Source organism: Hydrogenophaga sp. (assembly GCF_050250835.1).
Classification (GTDB): Bacteria; Pseudomonadota; Gammaproteobacteria; order Burkholderiales; family Burkholderiaceae_C; genus Hydrogenophaga.
Genome location: NZ_JBFWNX010000011.1, coordinates 138,504 through 158,571, shown reverse-complemented (window position 1 = coordinate 158,571; position 20,068 = coordinate 138,504). Strand labels below are relative to the sequence as shown.

17 protein-coding genes and 2 riboswitches are annotated in these 20,068 nt (G+C 65.8%); of the genes, 8 read left to right on the top strand and 9 right to left on the bottom strand.

Annotation, left to right across the window (positions count from 1 at the left end; genetic code table 11):
* Positions 1 to 73: 73 nt before the first annotated feature.
* From AB7F11_RS14935 to AB7F11_RS14925, 3 genes are all read right to left on the bottom strand, one after another.
* Positions 74 to 652 (bottom strand): TMEM165/GDT1 family protein, encoded by a 579-nt coding sequence (locus tag AB7F11_RS14935; protein ID WP_428291543.1) that lies wholly within the window; start codon positions 650 to 652, stop codon positions 74 to 76.
* A 68-nt stretch (positions 653 to 720) separates the two neighbouring features.
* Positions 721 to 1,356, bottom strand: a complete 636-nt coding sequence (locus AB7F11_RS14930) for a 3-oxoacid CoA-transferase subunit B (protein ID WP_428291544.1) — start codon at positions 1,354 to 1,356, stop codon at positions 721 to 723.
* A 1-nt stretch (position 1,357) separates the two neighbouring features.
* Positions 1,358 to 2,065 (bottom strand): CoA transferase subunit A, encoded by a 708-nt coding sequence (locus AB7F11_RS14925; RefSeq protein WP_428291545.1) that lies wholly within the window; start codon positions 2,063 to 2,065, stop codon positions 1,358 to 1,360.
* An 83-nt stretch (positions 2,066 to 2,148) separates the two neighbouring features.
* Between AB7F11_RS14925 and AB7F11_RS14920 the strand changes: the two genes are divergently transcribed.
* Complete coding sequence (locus tag AB7F11_RS14920) at positions 2,149 to 2,703, top strand: LuxR C-terminal-related transcriptional regulator (RefSeq protein ID WP_428291546.1); 555 nt, start codon at positions 2,149 to 2,151, stop codon at positions 2,701 to 2,703.
* A 400-nt stretch (positions 2,704 to 3,103) separates the two neighbouring features.
* Here AB7F11_RS14920 and AB7F11_RS14915 read toward each other — a convergent pair whose 3' ends face one another.
* Positions 3,104 to 3,493: a carboxymuconolactone decarboxylase family protein gene (locus AB7F11_RS14915; protein ID WP_428291547.1), complete on the bottom strand. Its 390-nt coding sequence runs from the start codon at positions 3,491 to 3,493 to the stop codon at positions 3,104 to 3,106.
* A gap of 71 nt (positions 3,494 to 3,564) precedes the next feature.
* Here AB7F11_RS14915 and AB7F11_RS14910 point away from each other — a divergent pair, with 71 nt between their 5' ends.
* Positions 3,565 to 4,140, top strand: a complete 576-nt coding sequence (locus AB7F11_RS14910) for a peroxidase-related enzyme (protein WP_428291548.1) — start codon at positions 3,565 to 3,567, stop codon at positions 4,138 to 4,140.
* Between the two features lie 16 nt (positions 4,141 to 4,156).
* Here AB7F11_RS14910 and AB7F11_RS14905 read toward each other — a convergent pair whose 3' ends face one another.
* The 4 genes from AB7F11_RS14905 to AB7F11_RS14890 form a co-directional block, all read right to left on the bottom strand.
* A complete protein-coding gene (locus AB7F11_RS14905) occupies positions 4,157 to 5,380 on the bottom strand; it encodes a PQQ-dependent sugar dehydrogenase (RefSeq protein WP_428291549.1) in 1,224 nt (407 codons plus the stop codon).
* Positions 5,381 to 5,444: 64 nt separating this feature from the next.
* On the bottom strand, positions 5,445 to 5,864 hold the full coding sequence (locus tag AB7F11_RS14900) for an acyl-CoA thioesterase (RefSeq protein ID WP_428291550.1): 420 nt from the start codon (positions 5,862 to 5,864) through the stop codon (positions 5,445 to 5,447).
* A complete protein-coding gene (locus tag AB7F11_RS14895) occupies positions 5,861 to 6,820 on the bottom strand; it encodes a DMT family transporter (RefSeq protein ID WP_428291551.1) in 960 nt (319 codons plus the stop codon). Before AB7F11_RS14895 ends, AB7F11_RS14900 begins: the two co-directional genes overlap by 4 nt.
* Complete coding sequence (locus tag AB7F11_RS14890; protein WP_428291552.1) at positions 6,821 to 7,603, bottom strand: SDR family oxidoreductase; 783 nt, start codon at positions 7,601 to 7,603, stop codon at positions 6,821 to 6,823.
* Between the two features lie 181 nt (positions 7,604 to 7,784).
* Here AB7F11_RS14890 and AB7F11_RS14885 point away from each other — a divergent pair, with 181 nt between their 5' ends.
* The 5 genes from AB7F11_RS14885 to AB7F11_RS14865 all read left to right on the top strand — a co-directional run bounded on the left by AB7F11_RS14885 (position 7,785) and on the right by AB7F11_RS14865 (position 15,793).
* Complete coding sequence (locus tag AB7F11_RS14885) at positions 7,785 to 9,470, top strand: electron transfer flavoprotein-ubiquinone oxidoreductase (RefSeq protein ID WP_428291553.1); 1,686 nt, start codon at positions 7,785 to 7,787, stop codon at positions 9,468 to 9,470.
* A 99-nt stretch (positions 9,471 to 9,569) separates the two neighbouring features.
* Positions 9,570 to 9,671, top strand: a riboswitch (glycine riboswitch).
* Between the two features lie 11 nt (positions 9,672 to 9,682).
* A riboswitch (glycine riboswitch) is annotated at positions 9,683 to 9,786 on the top strand.
* Between the two features lie 57 nt (positions 9,787 to 9,843).
* Entirely contained in the window at positions 9,844 to 10,968 is a 1,125-nt protein-coding gene (gene gcvT / locus AB7F11_RS14880; protein ID WP_428291554.1) for a glycine cleavage system aminomethyltransferase GcvT, read from the top strand.
* Between the two features lie 28 nt (positions 10,969 to 10,996).
* Positions 10,997 to 11,368: a glycine cleavage system protein GcvH gene (gene gcvH, locus AB7F11_RS14875; RefSeq protein ID WP_428291555.1), complete on the top strand. Its 372-nt coding sequence runs from the start codon at positions 10,997 to 10,999 to the stop codon at positions 11,366 to 11,368.
* A gap of 116 nt (positions 11,369 to 11,484) precedes the next feature.
* Complete coding sequence (gcvP, locus tag AB7F11_RS14870) at positions 11,485 to 14,388, top strand: aminomethyl-transferring glycine dehydrogenase (RefSeq protein ID WP_428300343.1); 2,904 nt, start codon at positions 11,485 to 11,487, stop codon at positions 14,386 to 14,388.
* 16 nt (positions 14,389 to 14,404) lie between these two features.
* A complete protein-coding gene (locus AB7F11_RS14865) occupies positions 14,405 to 15,793 on the top strand; it encodes an L-serine ammonia-lyase (RefSeq protein WP_428291725.1) in 1,389 nt (462 codons plus the stop codon).
* Between the two features lie 3 nt (positions 15,794 to 15,796).
* Here the strand turns inward: AB7F11_RS14865 and AB7F11_RS14860 are convergent, their stop codons facing one another.
* Positions 15,797 to 16,648: an Ivy family c-type lysozyme inhibitor gene (locus tag AB7F11_RS14860; protein ID WP_428291724.1), complete on the bottom strand. Its 852-nt coding sequence runs from the start codon at positions 16,646 to 16,648 to the stop codon at positions 15,797 to 15,799.
* A gap of 131 nt (positions 16,649 to 16,779) precedes the next feature.
* Between AB7F11_RS14860 and AB7F11_RS14855 the strand changes: the two genes are divergently transcribed.
* Entirely contained in the window at positions 16,780 to 18,708 is a 1,929-nt protein-coding gene (locus AB7F11_RS14855; RefSeq protein WP_428291723.1) for a B12-binding domain-containing radical SAM protein, read from the top strand.
* Positions 18,709 to 20,068: the final 1,360 nt, after the last annotated feature.

Sequence of the window (20,068 nt, the reverse complement as noted above, 5' to 3'; positions counted from 1 at the left end):
GATTCCCTTCACCCGCTCCAACATCGAAAAAGGCCCTGACGGGCCTTTTTCACGTGGGCCAGCGCACGCTCAGTCAACCCGTCATCGACGAACCCACCCCGAGCAGCGCGAGCACGCCCAGCACCGCAAAGATGAGTGCGGCCACGATGTGAACCACCTGAATGGGCACGCGCCGTGTGAGCGCGTCGCCGAAGAACACCACCGGCGCATTGGCCAGCATCATGCCGAAGGTGGTGCCCAGCACCACCGCGATCAGCGGCTCGTACTGCGCGCCCAGCGCCACGGTGGCGATCTGCGTCTTGTCGCCCATCTCCGCCAGGAAGAAAGCCCAGGTGGTGGCGAAGAACACGCCCATCTGACGCTTGGGCACGGCGTTCTCGTCGTCCAGCTTGTCGGGGATGAGCATCCACACCGCCATGGCGATGAAAGACACACCCAGCACCCAGCGCATCACGTTCGGGCCGACGCTGGCCATGATCCAGGCGCCGGCAGCGCCCGCCAGCGCGTGGTTGAGCAGCGTGGCCACCAGGATGCCCCAGACGATGGGCCAGGGGCGTTTGAAACGGGCGGCGAGCACCAGCGACAGCAACTGTGTCTTGTCGCCCATTTCGGCGAGCGCGACGATGCCGGTGGACAGAAGAAAGGCTTCCAAGGAGATCTCGGTGGACAAAAGAAAACGCCCGCGAGGAGCGGGCGCTGCACCGGGCCGATTTTACCGACTCAGACCAGTGTGACGCCGGTCTTCGACTGAATGAACTCGCGCGTCACGCCGGGCGCCAGTTCCACGAGCTTGAGGCCTTGCGGCGTCACGTCCATCACGCCGAGGTCGGTGATGACGCGATCAACCACGCCCACGCCGGTCAGCGGCAGCGTGCAGGCCGGCAGGATCTTCAGGTCCTCGGTACCGTCCTTCTTCTTCGCCACGTGTTCCATGAGAACGATGACGCGCTTGACACCGGCCACCAGATCCATGGCGCCGCCCATGCCTTTGACCATCTTGCCCGGGATCATCCAGTTGGCGAGGTCGCCCTTTTCGCTGACCTGCATGGCGCCCAGGATGGACAGGTTGATCTTGCCGCCCCGGATCATGGCGAAGCTGTCGTGGCTACCAAAGATGCTGGAGCCTGGCAGCGTGGTCACGGTCTGCTTGCCGGCGTTGATCAGGTCGGCGTCCACCTGGTCTTCGGTGGGAAAGGGGCCAATGCCGAGCATGCCGTTCTCGCTCTGCAACCAGACTTCCTTGTCACCCGTGTGGTTGGCCACCAGCGTGGGGATGCCGATGCCGAGGTTGACGTAGAAGCCGTCTTCGAGTTCCTGTGCCGCGCGCGCGGCCATCTGGTCTTGGGTCCAGGGCATATCAGACTCCTGCCTTTTCAGTGATGGTGCGCTTCTCGATGCGCTTTTCGGGGTTCGGGTTGTGCACGATGCGGTGCACGTAGATGCCGGGCAGGTGAACCTCGTCGGGCACCAGCGCTCCGGTCTCCACGATTTCCTCGACCTCGACCACGCAGATCTTGCCGGCCATCGCGGCGGCTGGATTGAAGTTGCGCGCGGTCAGGCGGAATTGCAGGTTGCCCGACTTGTCGGCGCGGTGCGCCTTGACGAGCGAGACATCGGGCACCAGCGCGCGTTCCATCACATAGGTTTCGCCATCGAATTCGCGCAGTTCCTTGCCTTCGGCCACCAGCGTACCCACGCCTGTCTTGGTGAAAAACGCCGGGATGCCGGCGCCACCGGCGCGCAGTTTCTCGGCCAGCGTGCCTTGGGGCGTGAATTCCAGTTGCAGTTCACCGGCCAGGTACTGGCGCTCGAACTCTTTGTTCTCGCCCACATAGCTGGAGATCATCTTGGTGATCTGGCGCGTCTCCAGCAGCTTGCCCAGGCCGAAGCCATCGACGCCGGCGTTGTTGGAGATGACGGTGAGGTTCTTCGCGCCGCTGTCGCGCAACGCGTCGATGAGGGCCTCGGGGATGCCGCAGAGGCCAAAGCCGCCGACCGCAAGCAACTGGCCGTCGGCCACGATGCCTTTGAGCGCGGCCGCCGCGCTCGGGTAGATCTTGTTCACGTGGGAGTCTCCTGGGTAGAAACGAGCAAGCCGCTACGATACTACGTAAAGACATACGTAGTATTTCGTAAAGCCAAACCCGCATGGACATCGACTACCGCCTGGCCTTCGACCTTGCGCCTGTGGGCCTGGCGCTCTCGCGCCAGCGCACCATGGTCGACTGCAATCAGGCCCTGTGCGAGATGTTCGGCGCCACGCGCGAACAACTCGTGGGCCAGAGCTTCCAGATCCTGTACCCGAGCGCCGACGAATACGAACGCACGGGTGCCCGCATAGAACCGCTGCTCGGGCGCAACGGCACCTATTCGGACAACCGCATCATGAAGCGCGTGGGTGGTCGCCTGAAGGGCGAGACTTTCTGGTGCCATGTGACCGGCCGCGCCCTCAGCCGCGACGCCCCCCATGCCGCCGGCATCTGGAGCTTCGAGGACCTGAGTTCGCGCCGGGCCGTTCGGGCAGAGCTCACCCCGCGCGAGCGCGAGGTGGCGGCGTTTCTCATGGACGGTCTGACCAGCAAGGAAATCGGCAAGCAGCTCGGGATCAGCCACCGCACGGTGGAGATCTACCGAGCCAGGCTCATGCGCAAGTACCAGGCACACAGCACACCCGATCTGGTGCACCGACTGCTTGCGGGCTGAGCTACGCCATTCGGGCTGAGCTACGCCATTCGGGCTGAGCTACGCCATTCGGGCTGAGCTACGCCGTTCGGGCTGAGCTACGCCGTTCGGGCTGAGCTACGCCGTTCGGGCTGAGCCAGTCGAAGCCTGCGCGTGGGCTGCCCTTCGACAAGCTCAGGGCGAACGGCATTTGCTCACTGCGGCTGAAAACCGACCGTCAATCCCATCGCCGTCAGTTTGCCGCGCGCGTCGGCCTGGGCGCTGGCTGCCCCGGTAGAGCGCGGCAACGAAGTCCTTGGCCTGCTCGCAACCCGGATTTTCCGTCCCCATGGGCAGGATGGCGATGCTGTGGTCAAGGCAAGAACCGCCTGGCAAACGAGATGTGATCGTAGGCGGGAAGCGCGAAACAAGTGCACAAGGTTCAGGCCACCGGCTCGTCGACCACACTGGCCGCCGTGCGAAAGGCCTCCACCGCGCTGGGCACACCGCAGTAGATGCTGGCGTGCAGCAGCACCTCCTGGATTTCTTCGGGCGTTGCACCGTTGTTGAGCGCACCACGCACGTGCCCCCTCAGTTCATGCTGCTTGCCCAATGCGGTGAGCATGGCCACGGTGATGAGGCTGCGGGTCTTGAGGTCGAGACCCGGGCGCTGCCACACGTCGCCCCAGGCGTTGCGCGTGATGTATTGCTGCATGGGCAAGGAAAAAGGAGAGGCGTTGCCGAATGCCTGCGCCACGAAGTCCTCGCCCATCACCTGCTTGCGGGTGGTGAGCCCTTTGTCGAAGTCCTTGTCGGCGGGCAGCTGGCTCATACGGAGGCTCCTTGAAAAAATTGTCAGCATAGCGGCTGCCGCTACCATGGCACGCTCAACTGGAGACCTGCATGAACCGTTACCCTGCGCCCGACATCAACGACCTCCCCGAAGACATCAAGACCAAGGTGCTGGAAGTGCAGGCCAAGGCCGGCTTCGTGCCCAACGTGTTCCTGGCGCTGGCGCGCCGCCCGGCCGAATGGCGTGCGTTTTTCGCATACCACGACGCCCTCATGCTCAAGGAAGAAGGCTCGCTGACGAAAGGCGATCGCGAGATGATCGTGACCGCGACCAGCGCAGCCAACCAGTGCCTCTATTGCGTGGTGGCTCACGGAGCCATTCTTCGCATCTACGAGAAGAAGCCGCTGGTGGCCGACCAGGTGGCGGTGAACCACCTCAAGGCCGACATTGCGCCGCGCCAGAAAGCCATGCTGGACTTCGCCATGAAGGTCTGCCTGCGCTCGCACGAAATCAACGACGACGACTTTCCGCCCTTGCACGCGCACGGCTTTTCGGACGAAGACATCTGGGACATCGCGGCGATCACTGCGTTCTTCGGCCTGTCCAACCGAATGGCCAGCTTCAGCAACATGATGCCCAACCCCGAGTTCTACCTGATGGGACGCGTGCCCAAGGCCAAGACCTGAGCCCTGGAGCGCGAACCTAGCTTCCGATGCGCAGCAGCTTGCCACTGCCGCCATCGGTGAGGAGGTACAGCCTGCCGTCTGGACCTTGGCGCACGTCGCGAATGCGCTCGCCGCGGCTCGCGAGAAGCCTCTCGCGCCCCACGACCCGGGTGCCGTCGAGTTGCAGGCGCCACAGCGCCTGGCCAGCGAGCGCGCCAACGAACAGGCTGCCCGTCCAGTGGGCAGGCTGCCCGCCGGTGAAGAACGCCATGCCGCTCGGCGCAATCGACGACTTCTGACCGCCTGTCCACGCCGCGCCCGTGATGGTTTCCCAATACGCCACGGGCTGCTCCATGCCCGCCATCGCGGTGCCTGAACCCACCTGTGTGGTGGTGCCGTACTCCTGGCCATGGCTGATGACCGGCCAGCCGTAGTTGCGCCCGGCCAGCGTGATGTTCACTTCATCACCCCCCTGCGGCCCGTGCTCGCTGGTCCAGAGTTCACCGGTGGCGGGGTGCAGCGTGGCACCCTGCGGGTTGCGATGGCCGTAGCTCCAGATGCCACTTTGCGCACCGGCCAGCACCGGATTGCCGGGCGCTGCCGCACCGGTGGTGGTGATGCGCACCACCTTGCCGTTGCCGCGCGCGAGATCCTGGGCGTAGCCGCGCTGGTCGTTGTTCTGGCGGTCACCCAGCGTCACGAACAGGTGTCCGTCGCGATCGAACACCAGGCGGGAGCCGAAATGCCCGCTGCTGGCCACCTTGGGCAGTTGGCGGTAGATCACCTGAAGATTCACCAGGCTCATCGCAGTGGCGTCGAGTTCTGCTCGTGCCACCGCCGTGCCGTTGATCGACGCGTTGAAGCTGTCGGCCTCTGAAAAGCTGAAGTAGATGCGCCGGTTGTTGGCAAAGTCGGGGTCGATGGCCACGTCGAGCAGCCCACCCTGCCCCGCCGTGTCCAATGCAGGCAAACCACTGACAGCGCCGTACGACTGCCCGTTGGCCGCATACAGGCGCAGGTTGCCCGTGCGGCCCGTGATCAACATGCGCCCGTCGGGCAGGAAAGCGAGGCTCCAGGGATTGGGCAGTCCCGTGGCCAGTTCGGTCACCATCACCGGGCTGGTGGTCGGAACGAAGGCCGGGTCGTTTGGCGTCGGCGGGTTGGGCGCGGGCGAACTGGCGGCGGTATCGCCACCGCCACAGGCGCTCAACAAGCCCAGGCAGAGGCCGATGCTGGCCAAGCGTGGAAAGATCAGGGACATGCGGCCATGCTAGGGCCGCATGCTGTCACGTGTGCAAGCAATTGTGCGCGGGCGGAACCGCTCTTCAACCCAGGTGCGCGAGCATCGAGGCCGGCAGCGGAGTCGATTTCTTCTTCGGAAAGTCCACCCAGACCGTGGTGGCACCGCCTGAGGCATAGACGGTGCCAGGGTCGTCGGCACGTTCCAGCGTGCACCAGCTCTCGAAACTGCTGCGACCCACGTCGCTGACGTACATGGTGGCCACCACGTCGCCAGGGTATTCGAGTTGCTGGTGAAAGGTGCAGAACGCGTTCACGATCACAGGCCCCGCGCCCAGGGGATCGGGCTGGCTGCCGATGGTGCGCATCCACTCGATGCGGATCGTCTCAAGGTAGCGGAAGTAGGTGGTGTTGTTCACGTGGCCCATGGCATCCATGTCGCCCCATCGGATGGGGATGGTCATGCGAAACACCTGGGTCTTTTTCTCGGGCAGGACGAATTTCATCGGTGGGCCTTGATGGATGCGAGGATGCCCAGAACGAACAGCACACAGGCTGCCCATTGCAGCGCGGCCGGCCACTGGCCGCCCCAGGCGAAGGTGTAGAGAAGACCAAACACGGTCTCGCTCACGATGAGCTGACCGGCCAGGCTCGGGCTCAGGCGGCGGCTGGCCATGTTCCAGAGCACGGAGGCCACCCAGGCCGAGCCGATGCCGGTGACGGCGCACACCGCGACGAAGGCGCCGAAGCCCGAGCGAGACGTCAAGGTGGACCAACCTGAGCCCCAGACGGCCCACAGCACCAAGGCGCCGAGCCCGGCGGCCACGCCCAGCCAGTTGGCCCACACCGTGGAGTTCACTTCCGGGTGCTTGCGCAACCACCGCGCGTTCAGCAGGCCAAAAGCTGTCCAGCTCGCCATGGCGGCCACCGCGTACAGCAGGCCGCGCCAGAGCTGGCCTGCCGAGGCGGGGTCGTGCTCGCGCGCCGTGGCTTGCATCATGAGCAGCATGCCCAGCGCCGTGAGCCCCAGGCCCGGCAGCAGCGCAGCCCATCGCAAGCCTTTCGGTTTGCCCAGCAGCATGATCCACAGCGGGATGGTGCCGATGACCAGCACCGGCAGGGCAGCCCCAGCGCCGTTGATGGCCAGCACCAGCAGCAGGTAGTAGCCGGTGTAACCCAGCAGGCTGAGCATCAGCGCGGCGCCCGCCTGGCGCAGCGTGGGCCGCAGCGGCAACGTGCCTTCCAGCGCCCCGCGCAGGTGACCCAGAGAGAGCAACAGCAGCGAAAAAAGGCCGCAGGCGAGAAAGCGGCCCACGGTGTAGTCGACCGAGGAGAAGCCTTCGACCAGCAATGGGGCCACAAACGTCATGCCCCAGAACGCGCCCGCGCCCAGGCCGGCCAGCACGCCAACGGCCATGCCGGGCGGCCAGCCCTGAGGCCGCACCAGAACCGCTTCGCTCATTCAGGCCCCGAAACCGTCGTCGGCCGCGATCACGGCGCCGTTGATGAAATGGCTCTCGTTGGCGCACAGCATGACCAGCACCGCGTCCAGATCGGCCGGCTGGCCCACGCGCTTGCGCGGCAGCATGTTGACCAGCTTCTGCCCTTGCTCCGTCTGCCAGTGGTGGTGGTTGATCTCGGTGTCGATGTAACCCGGGCAGATCGCATTCACGTTGATGCCAAAACGGCCCCATTCCACCGCCATCGCCTTCGTCATCTGAACCACCGCCGCCTTGCTCATGCAATACACACCGATCTGCGGCAGCACCTTGAGCCCTGCCATGGACGCGATGTTCACGATGCGACCACCGACGTAGGTACCCGGCGCTGCGCCCTTGGCGCGCGCCAGCATGCGCCGGCCCACTTCCTGCGCAACGAAGAACGCGCCGCGGGTGTTGGTGTTGAAGATGAAGTCGTAGTCTTCCTCGGTCACGTCCTGCAGACGCTGCGTGGTGCTCACGCCCGAGTTGTTGATGAGGATGTCGATGGCGCCGACCTCGGTCTCGGCGTGGGCCACGCCGGCCTTGATGGAAGCATGATCGGTCACGTCCATCGCCACCACATGCGCGTCACCGCCGCCAGCCTCGATGTGCGCACGCAGCGTCATGAGCCGGTCGGTGCGGCGCCCGGCCAGCACCACCGCCGCACCTGCACGCGACAGCGTCTTGGCAAACTGCTCGCCAAGCCCACCGGAAGCACCGGTGATCAGGGCCACACGACCCGACAGATCCAGGCTGTACGCCATGAGAGAACCTCCTCTAAAGTCATGAATTCTGGCGCGGCGGGCGGACACCGACCGCCATACCCGCCCCCGTTCCACAGGATTGTGCGCCATGGCCCACTAAAATCGTCGATCACCCTCCGGACAGGGCCCGCCCCTGGTGGCGATCCTTCGCCACGCCAACCCACAAGAGCGAGACCACGAGATGACATCCCAAGAGATCCTGAGCACCTACGGACCGCGCGAAGCCATGGAGTACGACGTGGTCGTGGTTGGCGGGGGCCCGAGCGGCCTGGCCACCGCCATCCGTCTCAAGCAACTGGCCGCCGAAAAAGGCAATGAGGTCAATGTGTGCGTGCTGGAGAAGGGCTCCGAACCCGGCGCCCACATCCTCAGCGGCGCGGTGATGGACCCGCGTGCCATGAATGAACTCTTTCCAGACTGGAAAGAACGCGGTGCGCCGCTGAACCAGGCCGTGACCGGCGACGACCTGCTGGTGCTCAGCGAAACCGGCTCCAGCCGAACGCCCGACTGGCTGGTGCCGCGCAACTTCCACAACCATGGTTGCTACGTGGTGCGCCTGGGTTCGGTGGTGAAGTGGCTGGGTGAACAGGCCGAGGCGCTCGGGGTGGAGATATTTCCCGGCTTCGCCGCCGCCGAAGTGCTCTACCACGACGACGGCTCGGTCAAGGGCGTGGCCACCGGCAACCTGGGCCTGGGCAAGGACGGCGAGCCAACCGACCACTTTCAGCTCGGCATGGAGCTGCACGCCAAGTACACCGTGTTTGCCGAGGGCGCGCGTGGCCACCTGGGCAAACAACTGGTGGCGAAGTACAAGCTCGACGAAGGCAAGGACCCGCAGACCTACGCCATCGGCGTGAAGGAACTCTGGGAAATCGACCCGGCCAAGGCCAAGCCAGGCCTGGTGGTGCATACCGCCGGCTGGCCCATGAGCGACGACACCTTCGGGGGCGGCTTCCTCTACCACCTCGAAGACAACAAGGTCACGCTGGGCTTCGTGATCGGCCTGGACTACCAGAACCCCTGGATGTCGCCCTTCGAGGAAATGCAGCGCTGGAAGACCCATCCCGCGATCCGCGCCCACCTGGAAGGCGCAAAGCGCCTGAGCTATGGCGCGCGCGCCATCAACAACGGCAGCCCGCAGGCCCTGCCAAAAACCGTGTTCCCCGGCGGCGCGCTGGTGGGTTGCGACGCGGGCTACATGAACGCCGCGCGCATCAAGGGCAGCCATGCCGCCATCAAGAGCGGCATGCTGGTGGCCGATGCGGCGTTCGAGGCGCTTGCTGCCGGCCGCGCCAGCGACGAGCTCAGCGCCTACCCCAAGGCCTTCGAGGCCAGCTGGCTCAACGAGGAACTGCAGCAGACGCGCAATTTCAAGCTGTGGTTCAAGAAGAGCCCGCTCATGGGCAAGCTCATGACCGGCATTGAACAATGGCTGCTGCCCAAGATCGGCATCGCATCGCCGCCCTGGACGCTGCACAACAGCACGCCCGATCACGCCAGGCTTCGCCCGGCCGCCGAGATGCCGAAAATCAGCTACCCCAAGCCCGACGGTCAGCTCACCTTCGACAAGCTCTCCAGCGTGTTCGTTTCCAACACCAACCACGAAGAAAACCAGCCGGCGCACCTCACACTCAAGAACGACAGCGTGCCGGTGCAGGTCAACCTGGCGAAATACGCCGGCCCCGAAAACCGCTATTGCCCGGCGGGCGTGTACGAATTCGTGAAGAACGAGGACGGCAGCGACCGCCTGCAGATCAACGCGCAGAACTGCGTGCACTGCAAGACCTGCGACATCAAGGATCCGACACAAAATATTGTGTGGGTGACACCCGAAGGTGGCGGCGGGCCGAACTACGCTGGCATGTAAAGCAAGGCCCCCACGCTCCACCGCTGCGCGGTTCGCGCCCCCCCAAGGGGGGCTGATCCGGCCTGGGGCGGCCCGGCGCCGGATCGGGTGCACTAGAATCCTCCCCTGTCAGGAGAGCGCTTCCCCCGAGGAAGCCGCCGAAGGCGCAGGAGGCTGGTCAAACAGCCCTGAACGCTCAGGCAAAAGGACTGGCAAACGCTGGCCGCAAGGCTGGCGTCCCCCCTGGAGAGAGGTGGTCCCCGAGGCCATCCACCGAAGGAGCAAGCGCGGCATCGCCCGCGTGAATCTCTCAGGTAAAGCGGACAGTGGGGCAGCGCACGGATGAACCGTGTTCCGCCCTTCCGGGGCCTGCCCCTTTGCCTGTGAGCTCCTCGTGTCCGACAACGACCTCCTCAAGACTCCGCTGCACGCCCTGCACACCGAACTCGGCGCCCGCATGGTGCCCTTCGCTGGCTACGCCATGCCGGTGCAGTACCCCGCCGGCCTCCTGGCCGAACACCACCACACTCGCGCCGCCGCTGGCCTGTTCGACGTCTCGCACATGGGGCAGTTGCGCCTGGTCGGCCCGGACGCCGCCGCCGCTTTTGAATCGCTCATGCCGGTGGATGTGATCGACCTGGCCGTGGGCAAGCAACGCTACGGCCTGCTGCTCAACGACGAGGGCGGCATCATCGACGACCTGATGTTCGTCAACCGGGGCGATGATCTGTTCGTCATCGTCAATGGTGCCTGCAAGGTGGGCGACATCGCGCACATGCAGGCCCGCATCGGTTCGCGTTGCCAGGTCATTCCGCTGCCCGATCGTGGCCTTCTTGCGCTGCAAGGCCCTCAAGCGGTGACAGCCCTTCAGCGCGTCCTGCCGGGTGTCGAGAAGCTGGTGTTCATGACCGGCGGCGCTTTCAACTGGCGAGGTGCCGACCTCTTCATCACCCGCAGCGGCTACACCGGGGAGGATGGTTTCGAGATCTCTGTGCCGGGCGAACGCGCCGAAGCCTTCGCCCGCGCCCTGCTGGCCGAGCCCGAGGTGAAGCCTGTGGGCCTGGGCGCGCGCAATTCGCTGCGCCTGGAAGCGGGCCTGTGCCTCTACGGCAACGACATCGACACCACCACCACACCGGTGGAGGCGGCACTGAACTGGGCCATGCAGAAAGTGCGCCGCACCGGCGGCGCACGCGCCGGCGGCTTTCCAGGAGCGCAGCACGTGCTGGCGCAGCTCGACGGAGCGGCGCCGCTCGCCCGCAAGCGCGTGGGCCTGATCGCGCTGGAACGCGTGCCCGTGCGGGAACACACCGAACTGCAGAGCGTCGACGGCCAGAGCATCGGCGAAGTCACCAGCGGCCTGCTCGGCCCCAGCGCCGACAAACCGGTGGCGATGGGCTATGTGAACCCGGCGCACGCCACGGTGGGCACCCGCGTTCAAGCCATCGTGCGCGGCAAGCCCGTGCCCATGGAAGTGAGCGCCATGCCCTTCGTGCCCAACCGCTATTTCCGAGGCTGATCTTTTTCTTCTCAAACAGGAGCTTTCCATGACCACCAAGTACACCGAAGACCACGAATGGATCCGCGTCGAGGGCGACATCGCCACCGTGGGCATCACCGTCCACGCGCAGGACGCGCTGGGTGACGTTGTGTTTGTCGATCTGCCCGAAGTGGGCAAGTCGTTTGCACAGAAGGACGTGGCCGGCGTGGTTGAGTCCGTGAAGGCAGCCGCCGATGTGTACATGCCCGTCAGTGGGGAAGTGACGGAAGTCAACGAGGCCCTGCGCGCCGACCCGTCGCTCGCCAACAGCGATCCGCTGGCCAGCGGGTGGTTCTTCAAGGTGAAGCTGTCCGAACCCAGGCAGGTCGATGCCCTGCTGGACGAAACCGCCTACAACGCGTTTTCTTCGAACGCCTGAGATCTCCGTTCGGGCTGAGCCTGTCGAAGCCCTCGTCCATTGTCTCGTTCGCTGCCCTTCGTCCTTCGACAAGCTCAGGATGTTCGGAAATGGCGAACGGTTTTAGGCCCATTTCCATGCTGATGCCGTCCGTCAAACCCCTCGGTGAGCTCGAGAATCCGTCCGAATTCGTGGCGCGCCACATTGGTATCGGCGAAGCCGACGAAGCCCACATGCTCTCGGTCATCGGCGAAGCCTCGCGCCGCGCGCTGATCGACGGGATCGTGCCGCGCAGCATCGCGCGCAGCCAGGGCATGCAGTTGCCTCCAGCCGTCACCGAGGCGGCCGCGCTCGCCGAACTCAAGGCACTGGCGCAGAAGAACCGTGTGCTGAAAAGCTTCATCGGCCAGGGGTATCACGGCACGCACACGCCCGGCGTGATCCTGCGCAACGTGCTGGAGAACCCAGCCTGGTACACCGCCTATACGCCCTACCAGGCCGAGATATCGCAAGGACGCATGGAAGCCCTGGTCAACTTCCAGACCATGGTGACGGACCTCACCGGCATGGCAATCGCCAACGCGTCCATGCTCGACGAAGCCACCGCTGCGGCCGAGGCCATGACGCTGGCCAAGCGTTCGGTAAAAAGCAAGGGTCATGTGATCGTCGTGGGTGGCGACTGTCATCCACAAACCATCGAGGTGGTGCAGACCCGCGCAAAACCGCTGGGCTTCGATGTGAAGGTGGCCGGCTCCGCCGCCGAGTGGGATGCTGCGCTGGCGGGCGACGACTACTTCGCCGTCCTGGCGCAATACCCCAGCACCAGCGGCCGCATCGAAGACCTGGCCGCCGACGTGCAGAAGGTGCAGGCCAAGGGTGCGGCCTTCATCGCTGCGGCCGACCTGCTCGCGCTCACACTCATCACACCGCCCGGCGAATGGGGCGCCGACATCGTCATCGGCAGCACGCAGCGCTTTGGCATGCCCATGGGTGCGGGCGGCCCGCACGCGGCCTTCATGGCCTGCCGCGATGCCTTCAAACGCTCCCTGCCCGGGCGCCTGGTCGGCGTGAGCGTGGACGCCCACGGACATCCCACCTACCGCCTGGCACTGCAGACGCGAGAGCAGCACATCCGCCGCGAGAAAGCCACCTCCAACATCTGCACCGCGCAGGTGCTGCCTGCGGTGGTGGCGAGCATGTACGCCGTGTACCACGGGCCGCAGGGCTTGCGGCGCATCGCGCAACGTGTGGCAGCCTATGCTGCCGTGCTGGCGCAGGGCTTGAAGCAGCTGGGTTGCGAACTGACCAGCGAGCACCTGTTTGACACCGTCACCGTCAAGGCCCCGAACGCCGCTCAGGCCCAGACCTGGATGGAACGCGCTGCCGACGCCGGCATGAACCTGCGCCTGTCCTGGCGTCAGTACGTGGGCATCGCCCTGGACGAAACCACCACGCGCGAGGACATCGACCGGCTTCTGAGCGTCTTCTCCCCCCTCGGCGCGGCGCGAGCGGATCTGTGGGCAGGTTTTGAAAAAGGCATCGAGCCACTCATTCCGGCCGAACTGCGTCGCACCAGCCCCTTCCTGACGCACCCGGTCTTCAACAGCCACCACAGCGAGACCGGCATGCTGCGCTACATCCGCGCCCTGTCCGACAAGGATCTCGCGCTGGACCGCAGCATGATCCCGCTGGGCTCGTGCACCATGAAGCTCAACGCCACCAGCGAGATGATCCCCATCACCTGGCCCGAGTTCGCGCAGGTGCATCCCTTTGCACCGGCGGACCAGCTGCAAGGCTACAAGCTGCTGGACGAGCAGTTGCGCGCCTGGCTGTGCCAGGCCACGGGCTACGCCGGCATCAGCCTGCAGCCCAACGCCGGATCGCAGGGCGAATACGCCGGCCTGCTCGTCATCCAGGCCTGGCATGCCTCGCGCGGCGAGAGCCACCGCAACATCTGCCTGATTCCCAGCAGCGCGCACGGCACCAACCCGGCATCCGCGCAGATGGTGGGCATGCAGGTGGTGGTGACCAGGTGCGACGACAACGGCAATGTGGACATCGCCGACCTCAAGGCCAAGTGCGAGCAGCACAGCGACCACCTGGCCGCGGTGATGATCACCTACCCCAGCACGCACGGCGTGTTCGAAACCACGGTCAAGGACCTCTGCGCCCTGGTGCACCAGCATGGCGGGCGCGTGTACGTGGACGGCGCCAACATGAACGCCCTGGTGGGTGTGGCCGCGCCGGGCGAATTCGGTGGCGACGTGAGCCACCTCAACCTGCACAAGACCTTCTGCATACCGCACGGCGGTGGTGGCCCGGGCGTGGGCCCGGTGTGCGTGGTGGAGGACCTGGTGCCGTTCCTGCCTGGCCATGCGGCCGGTGGCCTGCCGGTCAATGGCGTCGGCGCCATCAGCGCCGCGCCGCTGGGCAACGCGGCCGTGCTGCCGATCAGCTGGATGTACATCCGCATGATGGGCGCCGATGGCCTGAAGCACGCGACCGAGGCCGCCATCCTCGCGGCCAACTACATCAGCAAGCGGCTCGCGCCTTACTACCCCACGCTCTATGCGAGCGCCAACGGGCACGTGGCACACGAATGCATCCTGGACCTGCGCCACTTCAAGGACACCAGCGGCGTGATGGCCGAGGACGTGGCCAAGCGCCTGATGGACTACGGGTTCCACGCGCCCACACTCTCTTTCCCGGTGGCCAACACCCTCATGGTGGAGCCCACCGAGAGCGAAACCCTGGAAGAGCTGGACCGCTTCATCGACGCCATGATCGCCATTCGCGAAGAGATCCGGCAAGTGGAGCAAGGCGCCTGGCCTCAGGACGACAACCCGCTGAAGAACGCACCACACACGGCTGCCAGCCTGATGACGGCGGAATGGTCGCATCCGTACACGCGTGAGGTCGGTGCCGCAAGCACCTCCACGCGCGCCCACGCCAAGTACTGGCCACCGGTCGGTCGTGTGGACAACGTCTATGGCGACCGCAACCTGTTCTGCAGCTGCGTCCCGTTGAGCGAAATGACCTGAACCCACCGAGTGCTGCATGGCCGTCTCCACCTTCGACCTCTTCAAGATCGGCATCGGCCCCAGCAGCTCGCACACCGTGGGGCCCATGCGGGCTGCGCGCATGTTCGTGGTCGGATTGCAGGCTACTGGGGCCCTGCCGGCCACGGCGAAAGTGCAATGCGCCCTGCACGGATCGCTCGGCGCCACTGGCAAGGGCCATGGCAGCGACAAGGCGGTGATTCTGGGCCTGTGTGGCCACGAGCCGGATGTGGTGGACATCGACAGCATTGAGCCTGCCATCGCTCACATTCGCGCCAAGCGCGTGTTGTCCTTGCTGGGCCAGCACACCGTGGCCTGGAACGAGGCCGATGACCTGCTGTTCTACCGCAAGCCACTGCCCTTCCACGCCAACGGCATGCGCCTCTCGGCCTGGGACGCGCAGGGGACGCTGCTGGCCGAACGCACCTTCTATTCCGTTGGTGGCGGTTTTGTGGTGAGCGAGGAAGCCGCGGCCGACGGCTCCCGCCACAAGGTCATTGCGCCCGACGCCACCGTGTTGCCCATCCCTTTCCGCAGCGGCGATGAGCTGCTGCAACAGTGCGCCATCCACGGCTTGTCGATCGCCGGGGTGATGCGCGCCAACGAAAGGCACTGGCGCACCGACGACGAAGTGCAGGCCGGCCTGCTGCGCATCTGGGATGTGATGCAGGCCTGCGTGCGGCGCGGCTGCGACACCGAGGGCGTGCTCCCTGGCGGCTTCAAGGTGCGCCGCCGAGCGAAGCAACTGCTGCGCGATCTCACCGCCCACCCAGAGGCCGCACTGAAGGATCCGCTGCAGGTGCTCGACTGGGTCAACCTGTATGCACTGGCGGTGAACGAGGAGAATGCCGCCGGCGGCAGAGTGGTCACGGCCCCCACCAACGGCGCGGCGGGCATCGTGCCGGCCGTGCTGCACTACTACCGGCGCTTCGTGCCCGGCGCCACAGACCAGGGCGTGGTGGACTTCCTGCTCACGGCGGCCGCGATAGGCATCCTTTACAAGGAAAACGCCAGCATCAGCGGCGCCGAGGTGGGCTGCCAGGGCGAGGTGGGTGTGGCCTGCTCCATGGCGGCGGCTGCGCTGTGCTCGGTGATGGGGGGTACACCCGAGCAGGTGGAGAACGCCGCCGAAATCGGCATGGAACACCACCTGGGCCTGACCTGCGACCCGGTGGGCGGGCTGGTGCAGATTCCGTGCATCGAGCGCAACGCCATCGCGTCCGTGAAGGCCATCAACGCCGCGCGCATGGCCTTGCGCGGCGACGGCGTGCACCACGTCAGCCTGGACCAGGTCATCAAGACCATGCGCGAGACCGGTGCCGACATGAAGACGCAATACAAGGAAACGTCGCGCGGTGGCCTGGCCGTGAATATCGTTGAATGCTGAAGTTCAGCGTCCCTGGCGCCATTCTCGTCGCCAGAGGCGGTTGAGTTCGGCGGCCACGGGTTGCGGGGGTGCACCGATGAACTGGTTGCGCCCCGCCATGTGCACCAGACCATAGATGCGCCCCTGAGGGGCGTCGTAGAGCATCACCGCGTTGTTTTCGCCACAGTCGTGCGCCTTGCAGAACGCCGCCATCTGGTAGGTCAGGCCCGCCACTTTCTCCTGCGCCAGCGCCACGCCGGGGCCGTCCATGCGCGCCAGCCAGGGCTGCTTCGCCAGCGGGCCGAGCGCGCGCCGGTAGGCGGCCTTGAAGCGCGCATCCCGGATCAATTCCGAGGGGTACTTCGCCGTGCCGCTCGCCACGGGTGCCCGGCTCGATGCCTGGGCCTTCTGCTCGTCCTTCAGATGGGCCACGGCCCGCTGGTTCTGCGTCGCGTCGCAGCTGCGAAAACGCCCTTTGCCCAGCGCCCCGAGGTTGGCCACCACGGTTCTGTCGCCGTCGATCTGAAGGTACTGGCCCAGCGAGTCGCCTTGCACCAGAAACACCACCTCGTGCCGTCCCTGCACCTGCCCCATCAGCGCAACGAAGAAGCCCGGCGGCGGCGACTGCCCGAAGTACGAATGCGCCGCCTGCAAACCCTGCGCGGTCATGCGCTGGTTGCCCTGCTCGACCATCACGGCCGTGGCTTCCACCCGCACGCGCGGCGATGACGGGCTGCCACAGTCCAGCGCGTAGCGCCCCCCGTAGAGCCTGAGGATCTCCGCATCGAGCCCGGCCTGCCCCCACACTGGCGCACACGCCAGCCAGACCCCGCACAAGCCCATGCCCATGCCCAGCCTTCGTGTCCCTGCCATCATGGCCATCTCCTGAAAGATCGTCCGGACATGCTAAGACGGGGGGCACGCACCGTCCACCCTCAAATGGGAGCCTCCCGCCCAGCGGCGAGCGCTGGGCAAGCCGTAAGATCGCAGCAACCCCGACCGCGCCCATGAACGCTCCTTCCCTGCGTGTGCTCAGCGTCATCCCACCAATGACGCAGCTCAACACACCCTACCCGTCCACCGCTTACCTCACCGGCTTCCTGCGCTCGCAAGGCGTGGACGCGGTGCAGGTCGACCTGGCGCTGGCGCTGGTGCTCCAGCTTTTCACGGCGGCGGGCCTGGAGGCGGTGCGCTCGCGCGCGCAGGCCCTGCCCGAGGCCGAACGCACGTCCAGTGTTCATGCTTTCCTGGACCAGTTCGAACGCTACCGCCACACCATCGGCCCCGTCATCGCCTTCCTGCAGGGTCGCGATGCCACGCTGGCCCACCGCATCGCTGCGCGCGAGCTGTTGCCCGAAGGCCCGCGCTTCGCCGCGCTGGAGGTGTATGTGGACGCAGCACTCGGCGAAGAGGGTGGCGATCCACTTGCCTGGGCCTTCGGAGCCTTGGGCCTGCAGGACAAGGCGCGCCACCTCGCCACGCTCTACCTGAACGACCTGGCCGACGTCTTGCGCGACGCGGTGGATGAGCGCTTCGCCTTTGTGCGCTACGCCGAGTCGCTCGCCAGCAGCCAGCCCAGCTTCGACCCCCTGGCGGGCGCGCTGGCTGCGCCGCCGAACCTGATCGACGAGCTGCTGCACACGCTCACTCTGGCCGCGCTGACCCGCCACGCGCCCGGCGTGGTGCTGCTCTCAGTGCCGTTCCCCGGCGCGCTGTACGCCGCGCTGCGAATCGCGCAGAGCATCAAGGCCCAGAACCCGCACATCGCCATCGCGCTCGGCGGTGGTTTCGTCAACACCGAGTTGCGCGAACTGGCCGAACCCCGGCTGTTCGACTTCGTCGACTACGTGACACTCGACGCCGGCGAGCGCCCGCTGCTGGCGCTACTCGAACACCTGAACGGCAAACGCTCGAAGCAGCGGCTCGTGCGCACCTTCGTGCGCGAGGACGACGCGGTGAGGTACATCAACTTCGTCGAGCCTGATGTGCCCTTCGAGGACGTGGGCACGCCCACCTGGGACGGCCTGCCGCTGGACCGCTACCTCAGCCTGCTCGACATGCTCAACCCCATGCACCGCCTCTGGAGCGACGGGCGCTGGAACAAGCTCACAGTGGCGCATGGTTGCTACTGGAAGAAGTGCAGCTTCTGCGACGTGAGCCTGGACTACATCAGCCGCTACGAAACCGCCTCGGCCGGCACCCTGGCCGACCGCATCGAGACCATCGTGAGCGAGACTGGCCAGACCGGTTTCCATTTCGTGGACGAGGCTGCGCCGCCCAAGGCCCTCAAGGCCCTGGCGCAGGAACTGCTGCACCGCCAGCTGCCCATTTCGTGGTGGGGCAACATCCGCTTCGAGAAAACCTTCACACCCGAGCTGTGCCAGTTACTTGCAGACAGCGGCTGTATCGCCATGTCGGGCGGACTGGAGGTGGCGTCCGATCGCCTTCTCACGCTCATGAAAAAAGGCGTGTCGGTGGAACAGGTGGCGCGCGTGACCAAGGGCTTCGCGGACGCAGGCATCCTGGTGCACGCCTACCTCATGTACGGATTTCCCACCCAGACCCTGCAGGACACGGTGGACGCGCTGGAGTACGTGCGCCAACTCTTCGAGAACGGCTGCATCCAGAGCGGCTTCTTTCACCGATTCGCCTGCACCGTGCACTCGCCCGTGGGCCTGGACCCGGCCGCCTACGGCATCGAACTGGTCGCACTGCCACCGGTGACCTTTGCCAAGAACGACATCGGCTTCGTGGATCCCACCGGCGTCGACCACGAAGCGCTCGGCATCGGCCTGCGAAAAGCGATCTACAACTACATGCACGGCATCGGGCTGGAGGAAGACGTGCGGGTCTGGTTCAGCCACCTGCCTGGCAAGGTACCCAAGGCCACGGTGGGCCGGCACCGCATTTCCAAAGCGCTCGCCTCCGCAGAATGAAACCCAGCCGTTGGGGCTGAGCCTGTTGACGTCCCCGCCAGCCAACCGAGAGCGTTTCGACAAGCTCAACGCGAACGGGGAATCTGGCCTCGCCTCAGGCCACTTTCGGCGCCCTCAACCGCCCCGCCTCGGCAGATGCCCCCCCGACCCGTTCGGACTGAGCCTGTCGAAGTCCAGGACAGCCACGCGTCAACGTTTCGACAAGCTCAACGAGAACGGGGAATCTGGTCTCGCCCCAGGCCACTTTCGACGCCCTCAACCGCCACGGCTCGGCAGATGGCCCCCCGACCCGTTCGGACTGAGCCTGTCGAAGTCCAGGACAGCCACGCGCCAACGTTTCGACAAGCTCAACGCGAACGGGGAATCTGGCCTCGCCTCAGGCCTCGTTCGGCGCCCTCTACTGCCACGGCTCGGCAGATGGCCCCCACCGTTCAGACTGAGCCTGTCGAAGTCCCACACAGCCACGCGTCAACGTTTCGACAAGCTCAACGCGAACGGGGAATCTGGTCTCGCCTCAGGCCTCTTTCGGCTCCCCCAACCGCCACGCCTCAGCAGGTTGCCCCCACCGTTCGGACTGAGCCTGTCGAAGTCCCACACAGCCACGCGTCAACGTTTCGAAAAGCTCAACGCGAACGGGAAATCTGGCCTCGCCTCAGGCCTCGTTCGGTGCCCTCAACCGCCACGCCTCGGTAGATGGCCCCCCACCGTTCGGACTGAGCCTGTCAAAGTCCCACACAGCCACGCGTCAACGTTTCGACAAGCTCAACGCGAACGGGGAACCCGGCCTCGCCCCAGGCCTCGTTCGGCGCCCCCCAACCGCCACTCCTCGGCAGATGGCCCCCACCGTTCGGACTGAGCCTGTCGAAGTCCCACACAGCCACGCGTCAACGTTTCGACAAGCTCAACGCGAACGAGGAACCTGGCCTCGCCTCAGGCCTCGTTCGGCTCCCCCAACCGCCACGCCTCAGCAGGTTGCCCCCACCGTTCGGACTGAGCCTGTCGAAGTCCCACACAGCCACGCGTCAACGTTTCGAAAAGCTCAACGCGAACGGGAAATCTGGCCTCGCCTCAGGCCTCGTTCGGTGCCCTCAACCGCCACGCCTCGGTAGATGGCCCCCCACCGTTCGGACTGAGCCTGTCAAAGTCCCACACAGCCACGCGTCAACGTTTCGACAAGCTCAACGCGAACGGGGAACCCGGCCTCGCCCCAGGCCTCGTTCGGCGCCCCCCAACCGCCACTCCTCGGCAGATGGCCCCCACCGTTCGGACTGAGCCTGTCGAAGTCCCACACAGCCACGCGTCAACGTTTCGACAAGCTCAACGCGAACGAGGAACCTGGCCTCGCCTCAGGCCTCGTTCG